The 20,279-nt window shown below is 70.8% G+C and carries 20 protein-coding genes; 9 read left to right on the top strand and 11 right to left on the bottom strand.

Features of this window, described 5'->3' with window-relative positions:
* Nucleotides 1-37: 37 nt before the first annotated feature.
* From AC3ETA_RS04965 to AC3ETA_RS04950, 4 genes are all read right to left on the bottom strand, one after another.
* Complete coding sequence (locus AC3ETA_RS04965) at nucleotides 38-1,183, bottom strand: ABC transporter substrate-binding protein (protein ID WP_432191571.1); 1,146 nt, start codon at nucleotides 1,181-1,183, stop codon at nucleotides 38-40.
* Entirely contained in the window at nucleotides 1,180-2,043 is an 864-nt protein-coding gene (locus AC3ETA_RS04960; protein WP_432191570.1) for an ABC transporter permease, read from the bottom strand. The genes AC3ETA_RS04965 and AC3ETA_RS04960 overlap by 4 nt, the downstream gene beginning before the upstream one ends.
* Nucleotides 2,040-2,807: an ABC transporter ATP-binding protein gene (locus AC3ETA_RS04955; RefSeq protein WP_432191569.1), complete on the bottom strand. Its 768-nt coding sequence runs from the start codon at nucleotides 2,805-2,807 to the stop codon at nucleotides 2,040-2,042. Before AC3ETA_RS04955 ends, AC3ETA_RS04960 begins: the two co-directional genes overlap by 4 nt.
* A gap of 175 nt (nucleotides 2,808-2,982) precedes the next feature.
* Nucleotides 2,983-3,399 (bottom strand): Fur family transcriptional regulator, encoded by a 417-nt coding sequence (locus AC3ETA_RS04950; protein WP_432191568.1) that lies wholly within the window; start codon nucleotides 3,397-3,399, stop codon nucleotides 2,983-2,985.
* A 151-nt stretch (nucleotides 3,400-3,550) separates the two neighbouring features.
* Between AC3ETA_RS04950 and AC3ETA_RS04945 the strand changes: the two genes are divergently transcribed.
* Nucleotides 3,551-5,005, top strand: coding sequence for a catalase (locus AC3ETA_RS04945; RefSeq protein ID WP_432191567.1), 1,455 nt, complete (start codon nucleotides 3,551-3,553; stop codon nucleotides 5,003-5,005).
* 70 nt (nucleotides 5,006-5,075) lie between these two features.
* On the opposite strand, the gene AC3ETA_RS04940 is transcribed toward AC3ETA_RS04945, so the two are convergent.
* Nucleotides 5,076-5,468 carry a CBS domain-containing protein gene (locus tag AC3ETA_RS04940; protein ID WP_432191566.1) on the bottom strand — a complete coding sequence of 131 codons (393 nt, stop codon included), beginning with the start codon at nucleotides 5,466-5,468 and terminating at the stop codon, nucleotides 5,076-5,078.
* Nucleotides 5,469-6,046: 578 nt separating this feature from the next.
* Between AC3ETA_RS04940 and AC3ETA_RS04935 the strand changes: the two genes are divergently transcribed.
* Nucleotides 6,047-7,033 (top strand): hypothetical protein, encoded by a 987-nt coding sequence (locus tag AC3ETA_RS04935; RefSeq protein ID WP_432191565.1) that lies wholly within the window; start codon nucleotides 6,047-6,049, stop codon nucleotides 7,031-7,033.
* A 93-nt stretch (nucleotides 7,034-7,126) separates the two neighbouring features.
* Here the strand turns inward: AC3ETA_RS04935 and hisN are convergent, their stop codons facing one another.
* Entirely contained in the window at nucleotides 7,127-7,927 is an 801-nt protein-coding gene (gene hisN / locus AC3ETA_RS04930) for a histidinol-phosphatase (protein ID WP_432191564.1), read from the bottom strand.
* A gap of 396 nt (nucleotides 7,928-8,323) precedes the next feature.
* On the opposite strand from hisN, the gene AC3ETA_RS04925 reads away from it, so the two are divergent.
* Entirely contained in the window at nucleotides 8,324-8,935 is a 612-nt protein-coding gene (locus tag AC3ETA_RS04925; RefSeq protein WP_432191563.1) for a TetR/AcrR family transcriptional regulator, read from the top strand.
* Between the two features lie 49 nt (nucleotides 8,936-8,984).
* On the opposite strand, the gene AC3ETA_RS04920 is transcribed toward AC3ETA_RS04925, so the two are convergent.
* The 5 genes from AC3ETA_RS04920 to AC3ETA_RS04900 form a co-directional block, all read right to left on the bottom strand.
* Nucleotides 8,985-9,308: a DMT family transporter gene (locus tag AC3ETA_RS04920; RefSeq protein WP_030949867.1), complete on the bottom strand. Its 324-nt coding sequence runs from the start codon at nucleotides 9,306-9,308 to the stop codon at nucleotides 8,985-8,987.
* Nucleotides 9,309-9,430: 122 nt separating this feature from the next.
* Nucleotides 9,431-10,441, bottom strand: coding sequence for a ribosome small subunit-dependent GTPase A (gene rsgA / locus AC3ETA_RS04915; RefSeq protein WP_432191562.1), 1,011 nt, complete (start codon nucleotides 10,439-10,441; stop codon nucleotides 9,431-9,433).
* Between the two features lie 10 nt (nucleotides 10,442-10,451).
* Nucleotides 10,452-11,771 carry a 3-phosphoshikimate 1-carboxyvinyltransferase gene (gene aroA, locus AC3ETA_RS04910; RefSeq protein WP_107903017.1) on the bottom strand — a complete coding sequence of 440 codons (1,320 nt, stop codon included), beginning with the start codon at nucleotides 11,769-11,771 and terminating at the stop codon, nucleotides 10,452-10,454.
* 110 nt (nucleotides 11,772-11,881) lie between these two features.
* The gene (locus AC3ETA_RS04905) at nucleotides 11,882-12,604 is read right to left on the bottom strand and encodes a M50 family metallopeptidase (RefSeq protein WP_432191561.1); all 723 of its coding nucleotides are present in this window, start codon (nucleotides 12,602-12,604) and stop codon (nucleotides 11,882-11,884) included.
* Nucleotides 12,605-12,758: 154 nt separating this feature from the next.
* Nucleotides 12,759-15,773: a helix-turn-helix transcriptional regulator gene (locus AC3ETA_RS04900; protein WP_432191560.1), complete on the bottom strand. Its 3,015-nt coding sequence runs from the start codon at nucleotides 15,771-15,773 to the stop codon at nucleotides 12,759-12,761.
* Nucleotides 15,774-16,011: 238 nt separating this feature from the next.
* Between AC3ETA_RS04900 and AC3ETA_RS04895 the strand changes: the two genes are divergently transcribed.
* From AC3ETA_RS04895 to rsrA, 6 genes are all read left to right on the top strand, one after another.
* A complete protein-coding gene (locus tag AC3ETA_RS04895) occupies nucleotides 16,012-16,653 on the top strand; it encodes a hypothetical protein (RefSeq protein WP_432191559.1) in 642 nt (213 codons plus the stop codon).
* A 46-nt stretch (nucleotides 16,654-16,699) separates the two neighbouring features.
* Nucleotides 16,700-17,455 (top strand): dienelactone hydrolase family protein, encoded by a 756-nt coding sequence (locus tag AC3ETA_RS04890; RefSeq protein WP_432191558.1) that lies wholly within the window; start codon nucleotides 16,700-16,702, stop codon nucleotides 17,453-17,455.
* 74 nt (nucleotides 17,456-17,529) lie between these two features.
* On the top strand, nucleotides 17,530-18,345 hold the full coding sequence (locus AC3ETA_RS04885; protein ID WP_432191557.1) for an SOS response-associated peptidase: 816 nt from the start codon (nucleotides 17,530-17,532) through the stop codon (nucleotides 18,343-18,345).
* 19 nt (nucleotides 18,346-18,364) lie between these two features.
* Nucleotides 18,365-18,994, top strand: coding sequence for an alpha/beta hydrolase family protein (locus tag AC3ETA_RS04880; RefSeq protein WP_432191610.1), 630 nt, complete (start codon nucleotides 18,365-18,367; stop codon nucleotides 18,992-18,994).
* A gap of 257 nt (nucleotides 18,995-19,251) precedes the next feature.
* The gene (gene sigR / locus AC3ETA_RS04875; RefSeq protein ID WP_432191609.1) at nucleotides 19,252-19,947 is read left to right on the top strand and encodes an RNA polymerase sigma factor SigR; all 696 of its coding nucleotides are present in this window, start codon (nucleotides 19,252-19,254) and stop codon (nucleotides 19,945-19,947) included.
* A complete protein-coding gene (gene rsrA / locus AC3ETA_RS04870) occupies nucleotides 19,944-20,246 on the top strand; it encodes a mycothiol system anti-sigma-R factor (RefSeq protein WP_030961237.1) in 303 nt (100 codons plus the stop codon). The genes sigR and rsrA overlap by 4 nt, the downstream gene beginning before the upstream one ends.
* Nucleotides 20,247-20,279 lie beyond the last annotated feature (33 nt).

Here is a 20,279-nt window from a genome sequence, read left to right as displayed (position 1 = left end):
GGATCCCGGCCCTGGGTGTTTTTGCGGGCCAAGTGCGTCAGGGCTGGCGGCCCACCGCCTCCTCGTACAGGGCTCGGTTCACCGTTCGGGACTCCGGCAGAGACGATCCCTCGGCCACGCCCTGGGCCTCGTAGGCCGACTGGAGGCGGGTCGTCGTGCCGGAGCGGATCTCCCAGTCCATGACCAGGGACGGGGTGGAGTCGAGGATCGACTCCTCCGCCTTGAGGAGTTTCGCGAGGTATGTGACGAAGCTCGCATCCTGCTTGTAGTCCGAGGCGAAGTACGAGTTCAGCGTGCGGATGTACGCCCTCAGGAGGGCCACCCCGGCGTCCACGTCGTCCTGGAGGAGCGCGGGGCCGTAGAGCATGCCGCCCAGGGGCTCGCCCCGCGGCTGGCCGCCGAGGAAGGCGTACCCCTGCTCGCCGTCCACCTTGCGCCAGACCGGGTCCAGGAGCCACGCGGAGTCCACGCCGCCGTTCTGGAGGGCCGTGAGGACGTCGGCCGAGCCGAGTTGCTGGTACTGGATGTCGGCGAGGCCGCCGCCGTGCTTCTCCAGCGCCTTCTCCATGGGGTACGCGATCACCGAGCCCTTGCCGATCATCGTGCCCATCCTGCGGCCGGCCATCGCCACCCGGCTCGCGCTCTCGCCCTCCTTCAGGCGCACCCACAGACCGCTCTTCGACTTCGGCGCCGGTGAGAAGTTCCCGGCGACCCACTTGATGTCGAAGCCGCCCTTGACGCCGTTCATGACGGCCGCCTCCGGGGCCGCCCACAGCGCGTCGATGTCGCCCTTCGCCAGGAGGGGCAGCGCGTCCGGGGTCGGCAGGACCTTCAGCGTGACGTCGAGGCCCTCCTTCTTGAACTCCCCCTTGTCGAGAGCCACTTGCAGCGGAGCCACGTACTCCGCGCTCAGCGTCCCCGTGGCGATCGTCAGCTTGCGGGCCTCGGACAGCGGCTGCGGGGAAGGCGTGCCGGGCAGACAGCGGGCCGGCGTGCGGGTGGGGGAGAGGTCCTCGGGGTCCGTCCATGCCTTCGCGCCGCAGCCCTCGACCGGCCGGATCGTGCGGTCGCCGGCGGCCGCCTTCGACGAGGAGTCCGACTCGTACGGCGACGAGCACGCCGCCGACGCCAGCAGGGCCCCCGCGGCGAGGAGGACGCCGTACACATGTGGCCTTCCTCTCATGACTGGCCCCTTCCTCGGTCCCTCGGTGCCCAGGGGGTGAGCAGGCGGCCGGCGAAGCGGATCAGTTCGGAGAACAGGACTCCCAGGATCGCGACGCAGACGATGCCGACGAACATGACGTCGTTCTGGAAGAGCGCGCGCGAGTCGAAGATCAGATGGCCCAGGCCGTTCGTCGCGGCGATCTGCTCCGAGGCGACGATGACCAGCACCGCCACGCCCGCGGCGATGCGTGCGCCCACCAGCACGGAGGGGAGAGACGCGGGCAGTAGGACATGGCGGAACATCTGCCGTCGCGAGGCGCCGAAGACCTGGCCCGCGTCGCGGTGGCCGGACGGGACGGACATCACCGCCGACATGGTCGAGATCCACACGAAGAAGAACACCGTCGCCGCCACCAGGGCCACCTGCGGGCCCTCGCCCAGGCCGAACATGTTCAGGAAGACCGGCAGCAGGGCCAGCTTCGGTACGACGTACAGGGCGTCCAGCAGCGGCTCCAGCGCCGCGCGTACCAGGGACAGGGAGCCCATGAGCAGGCCCAGGACGTAGCCCGCCGCAGTGCCGACCGCGTATCCGGCGAGGACCCGCTTCAGGGTGGCCCACACGTCCGGCCACAGTTCGCCGGCGGCGGCCCGGTCCCAGCCGTCGGCGAGGATCGTGGACGGGGCCGGGTAGACACGGTCGTCGATCCAGGCCTGGACCGCGGCCAGTTGCCACAGCAGGAGCAGGACGACGGGCACGGCGAGCGCCAGCGACAGCTCCAGTGCGCGCCGGCGGCGGTGGGTGCGGGTGGGACGGAGTTCGCGTGGGCCCGGGCGGCGGACCAGGACCGACTCGGCGGGCGGCTTCGTGAGCGTCGTCATGCCGGCACGGCCTCCTTCCGCAGCAGGTCCCACAGTTCGCTCTTCAGAGCGGTGAACTCGGGTGTGGCGCGGATATCGCCGGTGCGCGGGCGCGGGAAGGGCGGGCGGTGCTCGGCGATGATCCGGCCCGGCCGGGCGGACATGACCAGGACGCGGTCGCCGAGGACGATGGCCTCCTCCAGGCTGTGGGTGATGAAGAGCGTGGTCGTCCGCAAGGACTGGGTGATGTCCAGGAGTTCGTCCTGGAGGATCGTGCGCAGCTGGGCGTCGAGCGCGGCGAAGGGCTCGTCCATCAGCAGGATCTCGGGTTCCACGGCCAGGGCGCGGGCGATCGCCACGCGCTGGCGCATCCCGCCGGAGAGGACCGCAGGGTAGGCGTCCGCGAAGTCGGACAGGCCCATGCGGGCCAGCCAGTCGTCGGCGCGGGCGTTCGCCTCGCGGCGCGGGACGCGCTGGATGTCCAGGCCGAAGCGGACGTTGGCGCGGACGGACTTCCAGTCGTAGATGCCGTAGTCCTGGAAGATCATGGCTGCCGGTCGTGGGCTCGTGGCACGGATCTCCAGGGTGCCCGTGCTGGGGCGGAGCAGGCCCGCGGCGATGCGCAGCAGGGTCGACTTGCCGCAGCCGGAGGGGCCGACGGCACAGACGAACTCGCCGTGGGCGACGGTCAGATCGAGGGGGCCGAGGGCCTCGACCGTGCGGGGGGTTCGGCCGAAGGTGCGGGTCAGGTCGTTCGCGCTGAGTTTGGGGTACGGCTCTCCCACTTCTGTCTCCTTGCGGAGTGCGGTACGGACGTGTGGGTGCCGTTGACCATATGACGGTCCGTCAGATTCTGGAACCCCGCCCGCACCCCACCGCATCCCGCCCCGCCCGCACCTCACCCCGGGCAGCACGAAGCCCCGGCACTCATCGGTGCCGGGGCTCGGAGAAGGTGGCCGCCTAGGCCTTCGAGCAGTTCGGGCAGATGCCGCGGTACGTCACCTCGACGTCCGAGACCGTGAAGCCGAAGCGCTCGGAGTCGGGCAGGTCGGCCATCGGGTTGCCCGTGGGGTGGACGTCCCGGATGGAGCCGCACTGGGCGCAGACCAGGTGGTGGTGGGGCCGGTGGGCGTTCGGGTCGTACCGCTTGGCGCGCTTGTCGGTGGCGACCTCGAGCACCTCACCGAGGGTGACCAGCTCGCCCAGCGTGTTGTAGACGGTCGCCCGGGAGATCTCGGGCAGCTTGGCGACGGCCCGCGCGTGCACCTCGTCCGCCGTCAGGTGGACGTGGTCGCCGGCGAGAACCTCGGCCACGACGCGCCGCTGCGCGGTCATCCGCCATCCGCGTCCGCGCAGCCGTTCCAGAAGGTCACTCATGCAGACACCTTAACAGAGGAGGACCAGGTTCCGAACGGGTGTGACTTTAGAGCTCAGCTTGACTTGGACAAAGTCCAGGTTAGGATCGAGCTCGTCTTTGGCCATTGGACAGGAGTGGCCGGAGTTGCTCGAAACGACGCAGGAGGCGCACGTGACCCAGGGACCGCTCACGACGGAGGCCGGTGCTCCGGTCGCCGACAACCAGAACAGCGAGACCGCGGGCATCGGCGGCCCGGTCCTCGTCCAGGACCAGCTCCTGCTGGAGAAGCTCGCCCACTTCAACCGGGAGCGCATCCCGGAGCGGGTGGTGCACGCGCGCGGCGCCGGCGCCTACGGCACCTTCACGGTGACCGCCGATGTCAGCCGGTACACGCGCGCCGCGTTCCTCTCCGAGGTCGGCAAGCAGACGGAGACGTTCCTGCGCTTCTCGACGGTGGCCGGCAACCTCGGCGCGGCGGACGCCGTCCGTGACCCGCGCGGCTGGGCGCTGAAGTTCTACACCGAGGAGGGCAACTACGACCTCGTCGGCAACAACACCCCGGTGTTCTTCATCAAGGACGCCATCAAGTTCCCGGACTTCATCCACACCCAGAAGCGCGATCCGTACACGGGCTCGACCGAGCCGGACAACGTCTGGGACTTCTGGAGCCTGAGCCCCGAGTCGACGCACCAGGTGACCTGGCTGTTCGGCGACCGCGGCATCCCGGCGTCGTACCGCCACATGAACGGCTACGGCTCGCACACCTACCAGTGGAACAACGAGGCCGGCGAGGTCTTCTGGGTCAAGTACCACTTCAAGACCGACCAGGGCATCAGGAACCTCACCCAGGAGGAGGCCGACCGGCTCGCCGGTGCGGACCCCGACTCCCACCAGCGCGACCTGCGTCAGGCGATCGAGCGCGGTCAGTTCCCGAGCTGGACCGTGCAGGTGCAGATCATGCCGGCGGCGGACGCGGCGACGTACCGCTTCAACCCGTTCGACCTCACCAAGGTGTGGCCGCACGAGGACTACCCGCCCATCGAGATCGGCAGGCTGGAGCTCAACCGCAACCCGGAGAACGTCTTCGCCGAGGTCGAGCAGTCGATCTTCTCCCCGGCGCACTTCGTGCCCGGCATCGGCCCGTCCCCGGACAAGATGCTCCAGGGCCGTCTGTTCGCCTACGGCGACGCCCACCGCTACCGCGTCGGCATCAACGCCGACCACCTGCCGGTGAACCGCCCGCACGCCACCGAGGCGCGCACCAACTCCCGTGACGGCTTCCTGTACGACGGCCGTCATGGCGGTGCGAAGAACTACGAGCCGAACAGCTTCGGCGGCCCGGCCCAGACGGACCGCCCGCTGTGGCGGCCGTTCACCGGCTTCACGGCCGGCCCCGGCAACCACGAGGCCCCGGCCCACGCGCAGGACGACGACTTCGTGCAGGCGGGCGACCTGTACCGCCTGATGTCGGAGGACGAGAAGGAGCGGCTGATCGCCAACCTGGCGGGTGCCATGGTGCCGGTCTCGCGCCAGGACATCGTCGAGCGGGCGATCGGCAACTTCCGCCGGGCGGACGACGACTTCGGCAAGCGGCTGGAGGCCGCGGTCCAGGCCCTGCGCGGCTGACACCAGCACTGGATCGCCTGCCGTGGCGGACGGGCCGGGTTCCTTCGGGGACCCGGCCCGTCGTGTGTGCTCAGGCCGGCACGTGCTGTCGTACGGGTGCCCAGCAGCGGATGATGTCGCGGACCGAGACGATGCCGACGGGCTCGCCGCGGTCCAGGACGATCAGATGCCGGAAGCCGCCGTGCGCCATGGCGCGGGCCGCCTCCTCCAGGGTCCACGCCGGGGCGGCGAACACGACGTCGGTGGTGGTGTGGTCATGGGCGCGTTCGGAGTCCGGGCTCTGGCCGAGGCCGACGGAGTTCAGGATGTCGCGTTCGGTGAGGATGCCGATGCCGCCCGCGTCCGGGTCGTGGACCACGGCCGCGCCGACCCGGCGGGTGGACATGAGTGCGGCTGCCTGGCGAAGGGTGTGGGTGGGGCCGATGGTGAGGACCACGGTGCTCATGGCGTCACGTACGAGCATGGATGGAGCCACCTCCTGAAGTGCCCCCGCACCGATTGTTCATGGATTCACAAATTCACAAGTGGGGGGACTCTCAGAGTGACAGGTAAAGAGGGGGTCAACAAGGGGGCGCTCAGCAGTGCCGCTCGTCAATAGTCATACCGGGTCATCTTCGGGCGGTGGTCGGTCGACGCCCCGTCGCGCGGCTGGGCGCAAGCGGTCATGGGGCTGCCGCCCCTGACACCGCAATGCACTCGAAGGCCCGGGTCTGGTCGGCGATCCTTGAAGTTCCATATTCAATGGACGTCGTGCTCATTATGCAAGAATCAACGATATTACGGCTTGCGGACCGGAAGGCCCGCCTTTCTACTTGTGGCATGAGGCTCCCCTGGGGGCGCGTGGCAGCCGTAGTCGAACCAATTGACTCGGAGGGTGCTGCTGTTCGCGCCGAGCGTGGTCGGTCGGATGTCGCTGCACGAGGCAAGAGGGGCGCTTGGCGGCAGCGAAGAGCCGCTCACATTGCCGAGTTGCAGGCGCAGGTTGACAGGTATGCCGCACGGGTGGGCTCGCCGTCCCCTGATCGGAAGCTCATAGACAAGGTGAATGTGATCCTGGGGGCGGCGCGAGATGCGGTGGAGGAGGATGCAAACCTGATTGCCTGGTGGTCAGGATCAGCGGTGGATCGAGCCTTGGCGAACATTCATGAGGCAGAGTTGCTGCTTCTGCAGTTGACGCCTGACGAGGAGTTGGCTTGGCGAGGAGCAGTCGTACTTTCTCACGGCCTGCATCATCTGGGAGACGAAGACCCGCGATTGAAGCTTCTCGAAGAGCATCTGCGCGAAAATGAAAATACCCTGGACACCGGATTCAGAGAATTGGCGATCAGTGTCCTGCATGCAGCCAACCATGTACAGGAAGCGGAGATAGCCAGGGCTCGAAACTTTCGCGACATTATTCTTGTCTCATTTTTTGTCACATCGTTGATCGTCACTTTGTTCGTCTGGTCAGGGTATGTGAACCCCACTGCGGTGGCGGACAAGTTGTGCTTCGATCCTGTCAATCCCTATAAGTCTGGAGAAACAATTCATGTATGCCCCGTTGGGAAGCCCGTAGAAGATGACGGGATGCTGGAAGTGGATGACGTGGCGGGTGGCGCCGACGTTCTGCTTGTGGCATTGGTCGGAATGTGCTCGGCCACTTTGGCAGGTGCCGCATCAGTCCGGCATATTCGGGGTACGGCAGGCCCGTACATGGTGCCGCTCGGGTTGCTGTTCTTGCGAATCCCCATCGGTGCGTTGTCCGCTCTGATCGGCCTCATCGTGATCCATGGCGAATTCATACCAGGGCTTTCAGCGCTGGATAACAGCGCGCAGATCATCGCTTGGGCCGTTGCCTTTGGTGTCGCTCAGGAGGCGCTGACCCGCATGATTGATGAGCAGGGGAACCGCGTACTGGAAAACGTACGAGGATCAGAGCGAGGTTTTGGTGAGCCTGCCCCGAGCCCCGAGCCCAGCTCACAGGTACCGCCTCCTACCCGCTGGCGCCGACGCATGGCGCCGAAGCAGCGACTACGGCGCCGAAATTGATTCCGGGGTCGAGCATGCTCTGGGGGCCGACTGCCCGTGCCGGATGAACCGGCACGAGTATGAGGGAATGTGCAGGTCAAGCCTCAAGCGCTGTCAGTAGCGCTCGTTGAGGTACCCCAGGAGTTCGTCGTGCAGCAGGCCGTTCGAGGCGGCCGCGTTGCCGCTGTGCGGGCCGGGGCGGCCGTCGAGGCCCGTGAAGGAGCCGCCCGCCTCCGTCACGATGATCGCGTTGGCGGCCATGTCCCACAGGGACAGCTCGGGCTCGGCGCAGATGTCCACCGAACCCTCGGCGACCATCATGTACGGCCAGAAGTCGCCGTACGCGCGCGTGCGCCACACCTCGCGCGTGAGATCGAGGAAACCGTTCAGCCTGCCCCGCTCCTCCCAGCCGCCGAGCGAGGAGTACGCGAACGAGGCGTCCGCCAGCCTGGAGACCTGGGAGACCCGCAGCCGGGACGCCGACGACAGGCTGCGGCCGGCGAAGGCGCCGTGGCCCTTGGCGGCCCACCAGCGCCGGCCGAGCGCGGGAGCCGACACCAGGCCGACGACCGGCTGGAACCCGCCCTCGACGGCCTCCATGAGTGAGATGAGGGTGGCCCAGACGGGGACGCCGCGTACGTAGTTCTTGGTGCCGTCGATCGGATCGATGACCCAGCGGCGGGGCCCGGTGCCCTCGACGCCGTACTCCTCGCCGAGGATCGCGTCTCTCGGGCGGGCCCGCTGCAGCTGGCCCCGGATCAGCTCCTCGGCGCCCTTGTCCGCCTCGCTCACGGGCGTCATGTCCGGCTTTGTCTCGACCTTGAGGTCGAGGGCCTTGAATCGGTCCATGGTGGTGGCGTCGGCGGCGTCCGCGAGGACGTGGGCGAGGCGGAGATCGTCGAGGTAGTCCGGCATGGGACGAACGCTATCTGCCGTGGTCGGGCTGGGGCTACTAGGCAAGGGACCCATGGGCGGGTTGCCCACGGTTGGCGGGGTGCCGACGTGCATACGATCGGTGCGCGGTGCGCGGTGCGCGGTGCGCGGTGCGCGGTGCGCGGCCCGCGACCGCCCGCGGCCCGCGGAGCGCCCGCGACTGCCCGCGGCCCGCGACCGCCTGCGGCCCGCGGAGCGCCCGCGACTGCCCGCGGCCCGCGACCGCCCGCGGCCCGCGACCGCCCGCGGAGCGCCCGCCCGGGCCTCGAACGCCCGCGCGCCCCGGCCGCATGGCGCCCCCGCACGCCTTCGCGAACCCTTGACAGTGACCCTGCACGCGTCAAATCTGGGCGCAGAGCCGCTCGTCTCCGGGAGGCGATGATGCCTGCAGCGCGGGAATCCCTGCTGGACGCCGCTTACACGGCGCTGGCGCGCCGGCCGTGGTCCGCCGTGCGGATGGTGGACGTCGCCGGGGCGGCCGGAGTGTCCCGGCAGACGCTGTACAACGAGTTCGGCAGCAAGGAAGGGCTCGCGCGTGCCCTCGTGCGCAGGGAGGCCGACGGCTACCTCGCCGGCGTCGACCGCGCCCTCGCCACCCCCAGCGACGCCCGCGACCGCCTCACCGCCGCCGCGGAGTGGACCGCCGGCCTCGCCCGCGACAACGCCCTGGTACGGGCCATGCTCACCGGCTGCTGGAACGAACGCCTGCCCTCACCGACCCTGTCCGCCGTCCCGTCCTCCTCGGCGGTCCCGGCACAGCGCCGCGCCGACGGCCCCCTGCCGTCACCCGGTGACTTCGTGGCCATCGTGCGCGACCGTGCCGTGGTCGTCCTGGCCGGGCCCGGCACGGCCAAGCCCGACACCGCCGAACTCGCCCGCTCCTGCGAACTCGTCGTGCGGCTGGCGCTGTCCTGCGTCGCCGCCCCGCCCGGCGAAGGAGGCGTCGCCGACCTCGTACGCAGCGCGCTGCACCGGCAGTTGCCGGGCTGACCCGGCGGGACGTACGGGTCTCAGTGCGTCCCGGCGGGACGTACGGGTCTCAGTGCGCCGATCCGGACAGCTGGAGGCCGATGACGCCCACGATCACCAGCGTGATCGACAGGATCTTCAACGTCGACACCAGGTCGCCGAGGAAGATCATCCCGTAGATCGCCGTGCCCGCCGCGCCGATCCCCGTCCACACCGCGTACGCCGGCCCCACGTCCAGCTTCCGCAGCGAGATCGTCAGCAACCCGAAGCTGCCGAGGGCGAAGATGCAGAAGGCGACGGTCGGCCAGAGCCGCGTGAACCCGTGCGACAGTTTCAGACAGACGGCGAAGCCGGTTTCGAGCAGCCCCGCCACGATGACCAGCAGCCACGCCATGTGCTGTCCTCCCGTATCCCCACGTACTGTGACCGCTTCGTCAGGCTTGGATCCGGCTCGGTGCGATTATGCCCTTACCGGACTCACAGCAAGACAAACAACGCGAAGGTCAACCGCCTTCCTCAGTCGCCTTCCTTGCGTTCGCGCGTGGCCAGCAACCGTCGCAGCGAGTAGAGCCGCGCAGGATCGGCGTGACCCTGTGCGACCCAGTCGTCCAGCGCGCAGTCCGGCTCGTCATGACTGCACGCACGCGGACAGCCCTCGGTTCCCGATTCCAGGTCGGGGAACGCGTGGATCACGCGCGAGGGATCGATGTGCGCCAGGCCGAACGACCGCACCCCGGGGGTGTCGATCACCCAGCCCTCCATCTTCGGCAACGGAAGTGCCAGCGCCGACGTCGTCGTGTGCCGGCCGCGTCCCGTCACCGCGTTCACATGCCCCGTGGAGCGCCGGCGGTCCTGTGGCACCAGCGCGTTCACCAGGGTCGTCTTGCCCACGCCCGAGTGCCCGACGAACGCCGTGACACGGCCGTCCAGTTGCTCGCGCACCCGGTCCGCGGCGTCCCCGGTCTCCAGTTCCGCGCGGCTGGTGACGACGTAGGGGATGTCCAACGCCCCGTACAGCTCCAGGATTTCGTCCGGCGGCGCCAGGTCCGACTTGGTCAGCACCAGCAGCGGTTCGAGCCCTCCGTCGAACGCCGCGACCAGACAGCGGTCGATCAGCCGGGGCCGCGGCTCGGGGTCGGCGAGGGCGGTGACGATGGCGAGTTGGTCGGCGTTGGCGACCACCACCCGCTCGAACGGATCGTCGTCGTCGGCGGTGCGGCGCAGCACCGACTCGCGCTCCTCGATCCGCACGATGCGCGCGAGGGTGTCCTTCTTGCCGGACAGATCGCCGACGAGGGCCACCCGGTCCCCGACGACCGCGGCCTTGCGGCCGAGTTCGCGGGCCTTCATCGCCATGACGACCCGGTCGTCGACGAGGCAGGTGAGCCGGCCCCGGTCGACGGTGAGGACCATGCCCTCGGCGGCGTCCTCGTGCTTGGGGCGGATGTTCGTCCGGGGCCGGGTGTTCCGGCGGCCGGGGCGGGTGCGGATGTCGTCCTCGTCGGTGTGCTTGCCGTAGCGGCGCATGGCGGTGTCCCTACGCCCCGAGCATCCCGGTCCACAGCTCGGGGAAGTCCGGCAGGGTCTTCGCCGTCGTCGCCACGTTCTCGATCCGTACACCCTCGACCGCGAGGCCGATGATCGCGCCGGCGGTCGCCATGCGGTGGTCCTCGTAGGTGTGGAAGACGCCGCCGTGCAGCCGGCGCGGACTGATGTGCAGGCCGTCTGCGGTCTCGGTCACGTCACCGCCGAGTTCGTTGATCTCCTTGGTGAGCGCGGCCAGGCGGTCCGTCTCGTGCAGCCGCAGGTGCGCGACACCGCGCAGGGTGGAGGGGGAGTCCGCGAGGGCCGCCACGGCCGCGATGCCCGGCGTGAGTTCGCCGACCTCGCTCAGGTCCACGTCGATGCCGTGAATCGCACCCGAACCGGTGAACACGAGCCCGTACTCGGTGAGTTCGCAGGAACCGCCCATCTCGGTGAAGATCTCGCGCAGCCGGTCACCGGGCTGCGTGGTGCGGGCGGGCCAGTCCGGGACCAGGACCTTGCCGCCGGTCACCAGCGCCGCGGCCAGGAACGGCTGGGCGTTGGACAGGTCCGGCTCGATGGTCAGGTCGCGGCCGAGCAGGGCGCCCGGCGTGACCCGCCAGACGTTCGGCTCGCCGCCCGACTCCGGGGTGTCGACCTGGGCGCCGACGGCCCGCAGCATGTCGACGGTCATACGGATGTGCGGCATGGAGGGCAGCGAGGAGCCGATGTGCCGGACCTCGACGCCCTGGTTGAAACGCGGGCCCGACAGCAGCAGGGCCGACACGAACTGGGACGAGGACGAGGCGTCGATCTCCACCGTGCCGCCCTCCAGCGCACCCCCGCCGTGGACGGTGAGCGGCAGCGCGCCCCGGCCGTCGTCGTCGATCCGGGCGCCGAGGGCGCGCAGGGCGTCGATCACCCCGTGCAGGGGACGCTCGTACGACCTGGGGTCGCCGTCGAAGCGGACGGGGCCGTCGGCCAGCGCGGCGACCGGCGGCAGGAAGCGCATGACCGTGCCGGCGTTGCCGACGTCGACCGTGGCCGGGCCGCGCAGGCCCGCGGGGAGCACCCGCCAGGCCTCGCCGGTGCCCTCGGGGCCGACGCCCTCCTCGATGCCCACGCCCATGGTGCGCAGGGCGCCGGCCATCAGCAGGGTGTCGCGGGAGCGGAGGGGGCGGCGCAGCCAGCCGGGCTCGCTCGCCAGGGCGGCGAGGACGAGGGCGCGGTTGGTGACCGACTTGGACCCCGGCACGTGGACCGTCGCGTCGACGGGTCCGCTCGCGTGGGGGGCGGGCCAGAGGGCGGTGTGTGCGGCGGGGTTTTGGGCCATGGGTTCACTTTATAAGGAGCGTGTGGTTCGGGTGCGGCACCGTCGGGGCTGGTCGTGCAGTTCCCCGGCCCCTTCCCGCGCCCGTGCGGGCGGTGCTCCTGCGCAGCGGGTCACAGCTCCAGCAACCACCTTCCCCCTCCTATCAGCGAGCACAGCGACACCGCGTGGAACAGGAACAGCCACAACCCCGCCGGCACATGCGTCAGCCGGGACAGCTGGTCCGCGTCCGAGTCGCCCGCGCCGCCCCGCGACCTCTTCGCCTGCAGTTCGAAGGCGGGCCTCACTCCGCCCACGAGGAGGAACCAGACCACGGTGTACGCGAACGCCGCCTGGACCTGGGGTCCCGCGAGCCACGAGACCACCACGAACGTGCCGCCCGTGAGGAACACCGTCAGGGCGCCGTACGCGTTGCGGATCATCACCAGCATCGCCACCAGCAGGGCCGTCGCCAGCCACAGCAGCAGGGTGATCCGGCCGGCGGCCAGCAGCGCGGCGCCGCCCAGGCCCAGCAGCGGGGGAGCCGTGTAGCCCGCCGCCGCGGTGAGAATCATGCCGATGCCGTGCGGCTTGCCGCGGCTGACCGTGAGGCCGCTGGTGTCGGAGTGCAGGCGTATGCCGGTCAGCGTCCGGCCGGTCAGCAGCGCGACCAGGCCGTGGCCGCCCTCGTGGGCGATGGTGATGGCGTTGCGCGAGAGGCGCCACAGGCCGTGCGGGACGACCACGACGAGCGCGGCGACCAGTGTGGCGATCACCACCCACAGATCCGGGTCGGGCTGGGTACCGGAGACCTCGTCCCAGAGGGAGGCGAGCGAGGCGGATGCGGTGCTGTCCATGTAAGGCTTTGGCTCCCTTGGGGTCGGACGGAATCTGGCAGTGTGGCACGCGTGTGTGGGCGTCAGCTGAGACGCCGGCCCGGCAGCGATCGTTCCCGGCGCCAAACGCGCAGGTCACGGCGTCGGAGTCGGGAATGGTCCGAGGAGCGCCGGGTCACTGCCCGTCGGCGTACCGGCGTGCCAGGGCGATCAGAGCGGCCCGGCCGCTTTGCTCCGTGCGGTTCCTCAGGCTCGCGAGGTGTTTCTCGACGGTCCGTGGCGAGAGGAAGAGGTGCTCGGCGATCTCCTGGTTGCCGAGTCCCCGGCCGAGCAGGCGCAGCACCTCGTACTCCCGCGCGGTCACCCCCGCCCGCCGCAGTTCCTGCGGAATCGTGTCGTGGCCCCGGCGGCGGCGGGGAACGGGAGAGCCGGCTTCCCGCAGCAGGGCGCGGCAGGCGGCCGCCACCCGTGTCGTGCCCCGGTCGTGGAAGAACCGCTCGGCGGCGCACAGCCACTCCACAGGGCTGCCCCAGCCGTCGGCGAGCGCGGCGGAGGCGCCCAGGCGCAGACACAGGTGACGGGCCAGGGGGATGGCGTCGGTGCCGGCCAGCGCTTCCCCGGCCGCCTTGGCGGCCTCTTGGGCGCGCCCTTCGCGGCCCAGCAGCACGGCCCGGGACCACCCCGCGAAGGGCCGGTCCCAGTGGACCTGGCTGAGCCGGTCCGCGACGGCCCCGTCCAGCTCCGCCCAGCCGGCCGCGCCCCGCACGGTGCGCAGGAGCAGGTACGGGCCCAGGAAACCGGTGACCCCGCGGGTACTGGGCAGCGCGTGCATGGCCCGGTCCGCCTCGGTGAACTCGGTCAGCGCACGGTCGGGTTCCTCCCGCAGCAGGGAGCAGATGCCCTGCGCCCAGCCCCACACGGAGGTGTCCGCATAGCCCCAGAGCGCTCCGGCGCTCCGTCCGGCCAGGGCGCTCTCCATGGCGTGCAGCGCGGCCTGGAGTCTCTCCCGCTCACCGCGGGAGGCGGCGATGATGGCGTCCACTGCGACGCCGATCAGCTGCACCTCGCCCAGCCGCAGCCTGTGGGCCGTCGTCCGCAGCCGCCGGGCGGCCGCCAGGGCCTGGTCCTGCTCGTCGCGCAGCACATGGGCCTGCGCCAGATGCATGTCGGCCCAGGCCGTCATGAGCACGGCACCGGTCTCCTCGGCCGCCCTCCGCGCGGCCAGCAGCCGATCGGTCCCGGTGATCCGGATCCGGTCCAGTACGCCGAGTTCCAGCAGGCCGCGGATCCGCCAGACGGGCAGCGCATGAGCGTCGGCCGTGGCCACCAGGCGTTCGAACACCTTCTCCGTCTCGGCCAGGTCCAGGGGGCGCAGACAGTACCCCAGCATGTTCAGCGCCTTGCAGCTCACCTCCGGCAGTCCGACCGTCCCGGCGGTCGCCACGGCTCCTTCGGCCAGCTCCCTGGCGCTCTCCAGCCGGTCCGGGCGCTGCGAGTTGAGCACCAGGTGCGCGGCGACCGAGTCCAGAGCGGCGCGGGACGCCGCGTCCGGCTCGGCTCCGAGCAGCTCCCGTGCCCGCTTCACGGAGGTCAGGCCCTCCTCCCACTGCTGCGCGGTGGCCGCGGCCCTGGCCCGGATCAGGAAACCCGCGGCGCGGCGGGCGGGCGGCGCGCCCCACCCGGTCAGCACACGGTCCAGCCGCTCGCCCAGTTCTGGGACGCGCCGGACGTCGCCCGTGAGGACCAGCGTCCCCAGCAGCTCCTCCAGCAGTCCGGCCACGGCCTCGGGCGGGGCGTCCGGCGCGTCGGCGGTGAGCTCCAGGCCCCGGTCGAGGAGTTCCACCGCGGTCAGCAGAGCGCCCCGCAGGGCCGCCTGGCGGCCGCTTCGGGTGAGCAGTACGGCCGCCCGCGCCGGCTGCCCGCCGGCGACGCACAGCTCCGCGGCCAGGCGGTACAGGTCGTCGCCCGGGCCACCGCCGATCAGGCCGTCGGGCTCCCCGGCCCGCAGGATAGTACGTCCGGCGCCCCGAAGCCCCCTCGCGTCGGCGGACTCGATCGCGTCGGCGGCGGCGAGGCAGAGCGCCGCGCGCTCCGCCGGCAGCAGCCGGTGGGTGATGGCGTCGGCGGTCAGGGCGTGCCGGAAGGAGTGCCAGCCGGGTTCCTCCGCGGCGCTGCCGTCGGTGACCAGATGGGCGTGTGCCGCGTGCCGCAGCTGGCGGAGCGCCGTCGTCCGGTCGATCCCGGCGACGCGGGCGGCGATGTCCACGGGGAAGCGCCTGCCGAGCACGGCCGCCGCTTCCAGAAGCGCGACGCCCGGCGGCTCCAGGTGGTCCACGCGCTGGAGAACGGCGGCGGCGACCGTCGCGGGCACACCGGCGTCCAGCGAACCGGTCACCGTCCAGCCCTCGCCCCGCCCCCGGACGAGGCTGCCGCTGTCGACCATGGCGGTCAGCAGCTCCTCCACGACGAAGGGGACGCCTTCGGAGACGGCGTGCAGCCGGTCCAGTACGGCTGCCGGCACCTTGCCCGCGTCGTCGTGACCCAGACAGCGCGCCGCCAGTTCCGCGGTGTGCGCGGGGCCGAGGCCGGCGAGGCGCAGGGTGCGGGCCGTACGGCGGGACGCGGCGGCCTCGGCGAGGTCGAGGGCGGGACCGGGCCCACCGCGCAGGGTGGCCAGCAGGACGGCCCGCCGGCCGGGCAGGTTGTCCGTGAGGTAGTCGACGATGGTGAGCGTGTCGGCGTCCGCGTCGTGCAGGTCCTCCAGCACCAGGACACAGCCGCCGGAGCGCCCGAGGGCTCCCAGGAGCCGCAGTACCGCCTCGGCGTAGCCCACCAGCGGCGCGCCGTCCTGCGGCGCCAGCCCGCACAGCCGTGACAGCAGCGGTTCGTAGGGGCCCAGGTCCCCGTCCGCAGGTGCCCCTTCGCCGCGCAGTGCGCAGAACACGGCCTCCGCCAGCGGACGCAGCGGCACCGCGCGCCCGGCGGACGCGGCCCGCCCGCGCAGCACCCGGAATCCGGAGCGTACGGCGGCGGCCGCGGTGTCCTCGACGAGACGTGACTTGCCGATGCCCGGCTCGCCCAGCACGAACACCGAGGAGCCCCGCCCCTCGCCCGCCGATGCGACCGCCGCGGTCAGAAGGTGCCGCTCCGGTTCTCTGCCGACCAGTGCCGGTGACGACAACGACGACACTCAGGCCCCCTGCGCCCTTTTCGGGATGTCCCCGCCGGCCCCCGTCGAATACTCCTTCGAGCCCGTACAGCGTAGTACCCACAAGTCACAGCGGCCGCACAACTACATGGGGGCTCTTCCCCGATGTCCGCGGTGGCCGGCGGGCGGCACGCTTTCCTCCAGCAGGGCACGGGGGACAGGGCATGACACGGGGGACATGCCCTGCCTGCTGTTCCTTCTTCGATCGGGGGATGCCGACATGTCGTCAACGCCGCGTGGCGTCAGATGGATCACCGCCGGGCTTCTGGTCGTGGCGCTGTGCGGGTGCTCGTCGCTCATCGCCGGTACCGGAGGGGATACCGGCGGATCGGCGCCGACGGGCCCGGCGGCGGACGGCCCGGACGTACCGGCGTTCGCCGCGGACCTGGAGCGGGTGTGCACGGAGGGGCTCGGCTTCTCGGGGCTGCCCGCCTACGACCGCGAGAAGAAGACCGTGCACCCGGCGATGCTCATGAACAGGTCCGGTGACGACTGGTCGCAGTCCGAGCCGTCCGCCGGCGACTACCCCAAGGGCTGGTTCCTCGGCTACTCGGACAAGCCGGCCGGGGCCGAGCTGGTCGTCTGCGTCGAGCGCACCAAGGTGACCGCGACCGGCAAGGTGTGCGACATGGAGGGCGACGACGGCAAGCCGTTCAAGGTGCGCACGTACAACACCTCGTACCGCCTCAGGGTCGTCGAGGCGCGCACCGGCGAGGAGCTGTACAGGCACACGGGGGAGGCCAGGTCCGATGCGTGCCCGGTGTACATGCTCACCTCACAGGGCGAGGACGAGGACAAGTACTACAACGAAGTGCGGCCCAAGGACTTCCGCAGGAACGTCCGGCCCTTCATCGCGCCGTAGGCTGCACCCCGGCCGTCCCGCCCTCGCCCCTCCTCCGGAGGACCGCATGCCCGTCACGACCACCACCGTCGACCTCACCGGGCTCGACGCCGCCCGCGGCGGCTCCCGCCGGCTCACCGGCCATCTCACCCGGCCCGCCGGGACGGGCCCCTGGCCCGGCGTCGTCGTGGTCCACGAGGCGCTCGGCGTCAATGATGTGATGCACCGTCAGGCGGAGCGGCTGGCGAGCGCCGGGTACCTCGCCCTGATGCCGGACCTGTTCACCGACGGAGGGGCCGTGCGCTGCCTGGTGCCGACCTTCCGGGCCGCCCTGTCCGGACACGGCCGTGCCTTCCGTGACATCGACGCGGCCCGCACCCGCCTCGCCCAGGACCCCGACTGCACCGGGCGGATCGGCATCATCGGCTTCTGCATGGGCGGCTCCTTCGCCCTCCTCGCCCTGAGCGACGGCCAGTTCGACGCCGCCTCCGTCAACTACGGCCGTCCGCCGAAGGATCTCGACGCGGCGCTCGACGGCGCGTGCCCCGTGGTCGCGAGCTACGGAGCCCGCGACCGTACGCTTCTCGGGGTGGCCCGAGGACTGGAGGCGGCGCTCGACCGGCTCGGCATCGTCCACGACGTCGAGGAGTACCCGGAGGCCGGGCACTCCTTCCTCAACGACTCCGAGGTCGGACCGCGTGCCCTGCGTCCGCTGATGCGGGTCGCCGGAATCGGGCCGCACCCGGAGTCCGCCGCCGACGCCTGGCGGCGCATCGACGCCTTCTTCGCCACGCACCTCACAGCGGAAGGCCGGAAGGGCTGATCGACGCGGAGCGCCGTGGCCCGTGCGGGAGGGGTCTGCCACTCTTGGACGTCAGCTCGGAGGGGTGATTGCAGATGTGCGGACGGTATGCGGCCAGTCGTGGGCCCGAGGATCTCGCGGGAATCTTCGGGATCGAGAAGTGGGAGCCCGAGGAGACCCTCGACGCGGACTACAACGTGGCTCCGACCAAGGAGGTCCACGTCGTCCTCGACCGTCCCCTGAAGGACGCGGACGACCCGCGGCCGGTCCGGCAGCTGCGCAAGCTGAAGTGGGGACTGGTGCCCAGCTGGTCCAAGACCCCCGAGAGCGCCTTCAAGATGATCAACGCACGCGCGGAGACGGTGCACGAGAAGCCGTCCTACCGGCGCGCGTTCACCTCCCGGCGCTGCGTCGTCCCCGCCGACGGCTACTACGAGTGGGTCACCGGCAAGCAGGAGCGGGACCTGGAGGTCGAGGGGAAGCGGAAAAGGCCCCGCAAGCAGCCGTACTTCGTGCTGCCCGCCGACGGCTCGGTGTTCGCGATGGCCGGGCTGTACGAGTTCTGGCGGGACTCCACACTGCCCGACGAGCACCCGCAGGCCTGGTGGGTCACCTGCTCGGTCATCACCACGGAGGCCGAGACGACCCCGCTGGCCGTCGCGCCCGAGGAGGGCCCGCACACGCTCGCCGAGATCCATCCCCGTATGCCGCTGATGCTGACGCCGGACCGGTGGGACGCCTGGCTTGACCCCACCCGCAAGGACCCCGAGGAGCTGCGCACGCTGCTCGCCCCGCCCCCCGTCGGACTGATGCGCGCCTACCCCGTCTCCACGCTGGTCAGCAACGTCCGCAACAACGGCCCGGAGCTGCTGAAGGAGCTGGACGGGCCCGAAGAGGGCACGCTTTTCTGACGTGACGACCGAGTCTGATGTGACGACCGAGATCATCGGTACGGATGCGGGGGACGCCCGCATCACCTGGCACCGAGCGAAGAAGGCACGGCTGGTGCTGGCCGCCAGTCATGGCGCCGGCGGCGGCATCGGGGCGCGCGACCTCGTGGCGCTCGCCGGGGTCCTGCCCGCCCACGGTGTGACCGTCGCCCTCGTCGAGCAGCCCTGGCGGGTGGCCGGCAAGAAGGTGGCGCCCGCGCCGAAGACGCTGGACGTCGGCTGGCGGGGCGTGTGGCCCGCGCTCGCCGCACCGGGGCTGCCCGTGATCTCCGGCGGTCGCAGCGCGGGCGCCCGCGTCGCCTGCCGTACGGCCGTCGAACTCGGGGCGCACGCCGTGCTCGCCCTCAGCTTCCCCCTGCACCCGCCCGGCAAGCCCGAGAAGTCCCGCGCCGAGGAACTGCTCGGCGCGGGGGTACCCACCCTCGTCGTCCAGGGCGGCAACGACCCCTTCGGCACCCCCGCGGAATTCCCCGCCGGTGACTACGAGCTGGTCGAGGTGCCGTACGGCGATCACGGGTTCGCCGTGGCCAAGCGGGCGCCCCTCGGCCAGGACGAGGCCGTGGCGATCGTCACGGACGCGGCTCTGAAGTGGGCGGGGTCACTGGGGTAAAGCTTCGGGAATGTTGCGGGCCCCGCCTTGGTTGTGGCGGACACGGGTGCTGACGCACCAGCGCCGACGTCGTAGGAGAGGAAGTCCGCCGCATGGGTTCGACCCGTTGCCAGAGCCGCAGCAGCCGCGCCGACCTGGACTGGACGGTGCTGCACGCGGCCAAGACCGCTCCTATTCGAGGGGCGGCGGGTACGGCAGGTCGTCTATCCTCCGATTCAGGTGGGACCGGTCTCGGCCCTGCCCGCAATCTTGAGGAGGTGGGTCCGGTTCCCGGTACCGACGCAGGGACCGACAACGGCCAGGCGGAGCAGCCCGAGGGCCTGGGCACGGGCGTGGACACGCCCGCGGAGTCGACCGCCGAGCGCAGCGCGCGCTTCGAGCGGGACGCGCTCGAATTCCTCGACCAGATGTATTCGGCGGCGCTGCGCATGACGCGCAACCCGGCCGACGCGGAGGACCTGGTGCAGGAGACGTACGCCAAGGCGTACGCGTCCTTCCACCAGTTCCGTGAGGGCACCAACCTCAAGGCGTGGCTGTACCGGATCCTCACCAACACCTTCATCAACTCGTACCGCAAGAAGCAGCGCGAACCCCAGCGCTCCGCGGCCGAGGAGATCGAGGACTGGCAGCTCGCGCGTGCCGAGTCGCACATGTCGACGGGCCTTCGCTCCGCGGAGTCGCAGGCGCTCGACCATCTGCCGGACTCGGACGTGAAGGAAGCACTTCAGGCCATCCCCGAGGAATTCCGTATCGCCGTGTATCTGGCCGACGTCGAGGGCTTTGCGTACAAGGAGATCGCGGACATCATGGGGACACCCATCGGTACGGTGATGTCCCGGCTGCACCGGGGCCGCCGTCAACTGCGCGGCATGCTCGAGGACTACGCCCGCGAGCGCGGGCTGGTCCCGGCCGGCGCCGGAGAGTCGAACGAAGCGAAAGGCTCGGGCTCATGAGCTGCGGAGAGCCGCACGAGACGGACTGCTCTGAGGTACTCGATCATCTCTACGAGTTCCTCGACAGCGAGATGCCGGACGTCGACCGCGACAAGTTCAAGCAGCACTTCCAGGAGTGCTCGCCGTGCCTGGAGAAGTACGGGCTCGAAGAGGCCGTGAAGAAGCTGGTCAAGCGGTGCTGCGGACATGACGACGTGCCCACCGACCTGCGCGCCAAGGTCCTCGGGCGGCTCGACCTGATCCGTTCCGGACAGGCCGTGCCCGAGCACGACGTCACGGCAGCGCCACAGGAATCCTGAACGCGGGCCCGTCACTCGAACGTGCTAATCCCC

This window comes from Streptomyces sp. bgisy027 (assembly GCF_057710365.1).
This window is presented reverse-complemented; position numbering and strand designations above follow the sequence as displayed.

Bases quoted from the DNA above. Each gene is read 5' to 3' on its own strand.
- AC3ETA_RS04950 (WP_432191568.1), bottom strand. From the start codon at position 3,399: ATGAGTGACCTTCTGGAACGGCTGCGCGGACGCGGATGGCGGATGACC.
- AC3ETA_RS04920 (WP_030949867.1), bottom strand. From the start codon at position 9,308: ATGGCGTGGCTGCTGGTCATCGTGGCGGGGCTGCTCGAAACCGGCTTC.
- AC3ETA_RS04895 (WP_432191559.1), top strand. From the start codon at position 16,012: ATGTCGTCAACGCCGCGTGGCGTCAGATGGATCACCGCCGGGCTTCTG.
- rsgA (WP_432191562.1), bottom strand. From the start codon at position 10,441: ATGCGCCGCTACGGCAAGCACACCGACGAGGACGACATCCGCACCCGC.
- AC3ETA_RS04965 (WP_432191571.1), bottom strand. From the start codon at position 1,183: ATGAGAGGAAGGCCACATGTGTACGGCGTCCTCCTCGCCGCGGGGGCC.
- aroA (WP_107903017.1), bottom strand. From the start codon at position 11,771: ATGGCCCAAAACCCCGCCGCACACACCGCCCTCTGGCCCGCCCCCCAC.
- AC3ETA_RS04890 (WP_432191558.1), top strand. From the start codon at position 16,700: ATGCCCGTCACGACCACCACCGTCGACCTCACCGGGCTCGACGCCGCC.
- AC3ETA_RS04960 (WP_432191570.1), bottom strand. From the start codon at position 2,043: ATGACGACGCTCACGAAGCCGCCCGCCGAGTCGGTCCTGGTCCGCCGC.
- AC3ETA_RS04925 (WP_432191563.1), top strand. From the start codon at position 8,324: ATGATGCCTGCAGCGCGGGAATCCCTGCTGGACGCCGCTTACACGGCG.
- rsrA (WP_030961237.1), top strand. From the start codon at position 19,944: ATGAGCTGCGGAGAGCCGCACGAGACGGACTGCTCTGAGGTACTCGAT.
- hisN (WP_432191564.1), bottom strand. From the start codon at position 7,927: ATGCCGGACTACCTCGACGATCTCCGCCTCGCCCACGTCCTCGCGGAC.
- AC3ETA_RS04885 (WP_432191557.1), top strand. From the start codon at position 17,530: ATGTGCGGACGGTATGCGGCCAGTCGTGGGCCCGAGGATCTCGCGGGA.
- AC3ETA_RS04940 (WP_432191566.1), bottom strand. From the start codon at position 5,468: ATGCTCGTACGTGACGCCATGAGCACCGTGGTCCTCACCATCGGCCCC.
- AC3ETA_RS04905 (WP_432191561.1), bottom strand. From the start codon at position 12,604: ATGGACAGCACCGCATCCGCCTCGCTCGCCTCCCTCTGGGACGAGGTC.